The organism is Pseudoxanthomonas sp. LjRoot204_2 (genome assembly GCF_056175765.1).
In genome coordinates this window covers 1-3,901 of the sequence record NZ_JBGFFG010000323.1, presented here as the reverse complement: position 1 = coordinate 3,901, position 3,901 = coordinate 1, and the positions used below count along the sequence as shown (strand labels likewise).

The following is a 3,901-nucleotide window of genomic DNA, read 5'->3' as shown; positions in this document are numbered from 1 at the left end:
TTCTTGAGCCGGGCGACGACCTGCTTGACGTCCTGCACCCGGTCCTTGCGAGCGACCAGTACCGCATCATCCGTTTCGACGACCACGATGTCGTCCACGCCCACCAGCGCGACCAACCGTTGCGCGTAGGCATAACTGTTGCGACTGTCCACGGCGATCACGTCACCGTGATGCGCGTTGCCGTGTTCATCGCGTTCGGCCACTTCCCACAGTGCCGACCAGCTGCCGACGTCGTTCCAGCCGATATCGACCGGCAGCACCATCGCATGTGCGGTCTTTTCGAAAACCGCGTAGTCGATGGAGTCGGAAGGACAGGCGGCGAAGGCGTCCCGGTCCAGGCGCACGAAGTCGCCGTCGTGCCGCGCGCCTGCATGGGCCGCACGCACCGCTTCCACGATATCCGGGCGGAAGCGCGCGAGCTCCTCGAGATAGCGGCTGGCGCGGAACAGGAACATGCCGCTGTTCCAGTAATAGCCGCCGGCATCGAGGTAGGACCGGGCGGTGGCGGCGTCGGGCTTCTCGACGAAGCGCGACACCTTGCGCAGGCCCTCGCCGGACTCCGCATGGATATAGCCGAAGCCGGTCTCGGGCGCATCGGGCACGATGCCGAACGTCACCAGCGCACCGGACTCCGCGGCCGCCGAGGCTTCGCGCACGGCGCGCTGGAAACCTGCCACGTCGCGGACCACATGGTCGGACGGCAGCACGAGCAGCAGCGGGTCGGAACCGCCCGACATGGCCTGCAACGCGGCGGCCGCAATCGCGGGCGCGGTGTTGCGGCCGACGGGCTCCAACAGGATCGACGGTACCGGCGCGCCGATCTGCCGCAGCTGTTCTGCGACCAGGAAACGGTGCTCCTCGTTCGCGACGACGATGGGCGCAAGTCCGGCGATGGCGTCCACGCGGCGCCACGTGGCCTGCACCATCGTGTCGTCGCCCGCCAGCGGCAGGAACTGCTTGGGATAGGCCTCGCGCGAGAGCGGCCACAGGCGCGTGCCGGAGCCGCCGGACAGCAGCACGGGTTGGAGAGGGGCCATGCAAGCCTCGCAAGTCGGTAGGGCGCCAGTTTACCCTGTAGCCCTTATCGCCTCTGCGTGGCCGCGACTGCATGAACCCAACGATTCAGGACCCCTCGGGGCGTGGCGCCCAGCGCCTGGACTGGGCGCGCGGCGCGCTCGGCGACCCRTATGCGCAACTCGAACGCGCTTCCATGGACGCGGGCTACCGCAGCTATTGGCGCAGCCTGGGCGATGGACCGGGACGGATCGTGATGGATTCCCCGCCCGGCCTGGAGGACGTGCGGCCCTGGTTGGCGATGCGCGAGCTGCTGGCCTCCGGCGATGTGCGCGTCCCCGAGGTGCTGGCCGTCGACACGGAACTCGGTTTCCTGCTGCTCGAGGACCTCGGCGGTCCGACGCTGGCGCACGTGATCAGCGACGACAACGCGGATACCTGGTTCGATGCGGCCATCGAACAGCTGCTGCGCCTGCAGGCCATCACGCCGCCGGAGGGCATGGGCGAGTTCGGTGAAGCGCTGCTGCAGCGCGATGCCGGGTTGTTCGACGAATGGTTCCTGCGTCGCCATCTCGGGCTGACGCTGGACTGCGGCGAGATCGACGGGTTGGAGCTGTCCCAGCGCCGGCTGATGGACAACGCGCTGGCGCAGGCACGTGTACTCACCCACCGCGACTTCATGCCGCGTAATCTGATGCCCGTGACGCCGGGTCCGGCGGTGATCGACTTCCAGGATTGCGTGCGCGGCCCTGTTGCCTACGACGCGATGAGCCTGTTCAAGGATGCGTTCCTGAGCTGGCCGATCGAGCGCGTCGACGGCTGGCTCGCGCGCTACCACGCGCGCGCCACGCGCGCCGGATTGCCGGTACCGGAGCTCAAGGTGTTCCTGCGCGACGCCGACTGGATGGGCATCCAGCGGCACCTGAAGATCCTCGGCATCTTCTCCCGACTGCACTATCGCGACGGGAAGACCCGCTACCTGCCCGATGTACCGCGCTTCATCCGCTATCTGGACGAGGTGCTGCCCCGTTATCCGGAACTGGCGGGACTGCAGGCGCTGCTCGACACGCGCATCAAACCCGTGCTGCACGCGCGCGGTGAAATCGCATGAAGGCGCTGGTGTTCGCAGCGGGACTCGGCGAGCGCATGCGCCCGCTGACCGACCACACGCCCAAGCCATTGATCGAGGCTTGCGGCAAGCCGCTGATCGTCTGGCACCTTGAGAAGCTGGCCGCCATCGGCGTGCAGGACGTGGTGGTCAACACCAGCTGGCTGGCCGATCGCTTCCCGGCGGTGCTGGGTGATGGTGCACGCTGGGGGATGCGTCTTCACTACCTCCACGAGGGCGACACGCCGCTCGAAACGGGTGGCGGCATGCTCAACGCACGGCCGTTGCTCGGCGAGGCGCCCTTCCTGCTGGTGAACGGCGACATCTGGACGGATTTCGACTTCGCTCGCTTGCCACGGGAGCCCTCGGGGCTTGCGCATCTGGTGATGGTGGATCCGCCCGCCTTCGCGCCGCGCGGCGACTTTGCCCTCGACGATGCGGGTCACCTGCACCGCGACGGCGGGCACCGGTTGACGTACGCCGGCCTGGGGATCTATCGCCCCGCCTTGCTGGATGACTGGCGGCAGCATGCCGCTGCGCAGATCCGCGAGACGCCCAGTGGAAAACCACGATTCCCGCTGTTGCCCCTGCTCCATGCCGGCATGGTGTCGGCATGCGTCACGGGTGAGCGGCTGCAGGGACGATGGACCGACGTCGGCACGCCGCAACGGCTCGCCGAACTGAACCACGAGCTCGCCGCGCGTTGACCATGTTGCGACGATAGGCGGTTCCGGCACGTATCGCCTACATGGACTCCCCCGTCACCCCGGAAGACGAACCGACCTTGGTCAGGAAGGCCCGCCGGGGGGATGCGTCCGCCTTCGCCACGCTGTATCACCGGCACGCCAGCGCAGTCCATACACTTGCCTATCGCGTGACGGGCAATACCGCGACCGCAGAGGACATCACGCAGGACACTTTTCTCCGCATGGTGCAGTTCCTCGGAGGCTTCCGCGACGGCGAGCCCTTACGGCCCTGGCTCAAGCGCGTCGCCGCGAACGCAGCCATCGATCACCTGCGACGCACCGGACGGCTGGTACAGGACGACGCCGTCGAGACCCGGCTCCACGCGGCGGGCCACCCGTCCGATCTCGCGGAGGCCGACGGCCTGCTGCGACGCCTCAGCGCTACCGAACGTACTGTCGTGTGGCTGCATGAAATGGAAGGCTGGTCGCACGAGGACCTGGGCCGCCGCTTCGGGCATACCACCAGTTGGTCCAAGTCGCTGCTCTCTCGCGCACTCGCGCGACTGCGTGCCGACCTGGAAAAGGAAGAGGCATCTACCCATGAAAGTTGAATTACTGCRCACCCACTTCGCCGAGTTGCCTGAGCCTGCCCTGCCGCCTGAGTTATGGCCAAGAATCGAGCGGGCACGCGTGCGCCAGCGTACGCGGCGCAGGCAGCTGCTCGCGACCTCGGTGATGGCGGCGGCGATGGCCGTCATCTCCCTGCCTCTTCTCCACGACCGCATTGCAACCGCCCCGGACATCATGGCCGGCGCGCCGCGCGCGCCGTTGCGCGAACACCCCTTGCGTACCCTAGACCGCGAGTTGCAGCGCGCGTACGAGCGCGGCGCCAGTGACCAGGAGCTGAAAAGGCTGTGGCAGCAGCGCGAAGCACTGGCACGCCAGGGTGCCGACACCGACATTCCCCGACCCGTCGAAATATGAGGCCATCGTTATGGACGCCCTTCGTAAATCCCTTCGCTCTGTGCTTGCCGTTGTCGTGACCGTCTGCGCCGCGGCGGACAGCCAAGCGCAATCGACCCGTGAACTGGAT

Annotated in this window: 5 protein-coding genes; 4 read left to right on the top strand and 1 reads right to left on the bottom strand. The window is 67.5% G+C overall.

Annotated features, from left to right (window positions below; genetic code table 11):
- The coding region (locus AC04L7_RS13940; RefSeq protein ID WP_475513229.1) for a mannose-1-phosphate guanylyltransferase/mannose-6-phosphate isomerase at positions 1–1,037 on the bottom strand (1,037 nt) is incomplete at its 3' end.
- 71 nt (positions 1,038–1,108) lie between these two features.
- Between AC04L7_RS13940 and AC04L7_RS13935 the strand changes: the two genes are divergently transcribed.
- The 4 genes from AC04L7_RS13935 to AC04L7_RS13920 are packed head-to-tail and all read left to right on the top strand — an operon-like array spanning position 1,109 to position 3,792.
- Positions 1,109–2,125: an aminoglycoside phosphotransferase family protein gene (locus AC04L7_RS13935; protein WP_435999975.1), complete on the top strand. Its 1,017-nt coding sequence runs from the start codon at positions 1,109–1,111 to the stop codon at positions 2,123–2,125.
- The gene (gene murU / locus AC04L7_RS13930) at positions 2,122–2,829 is read left to right on the top strand and encodes an N-acetylmuramate alpha-1-phosphate uridylyltransferase MurU (RefSeq protein WP_435999977.1); all 708 of its coding nucleotides are present in this window, start codon (positions 2,122–2,124) and stop codon (positions 2,827–2,829) included. The genes AC04L7_RS13935 and murU overlap by 4 nt, the downstream gene beginning before the upstream one ends.
- 41 nt (positions 2,830–2,870) lie before the next feature.
- Positions 2,871–3,419 (top strand): RNA polymerase sigma factor, encoded by a 549-nt coding sequence (locus AC04L7_RS13925; protein WP_435999979.1) that lies wholly within the window; start codon positions 2,871–2,873, stop codon positions 3,417–3,419.
- Positions 3,409–3,792 (top strand): hypothetical protein, encoded by a 384-nt coding sequence (locus AC04L7_RS13920; protein ID WP_475513228.1) that lies wholly within the window; start codon positions 3,409–3,411, stop codon positions 3,790–3,792. The genes AC04L7_RS13925 and AC04L7_RS13920 overlap by 11 nt, the downstream gene beginning before the upstream one ends.
- Positions 3,793–3,901: the final 109 nt, after the last annotated feature.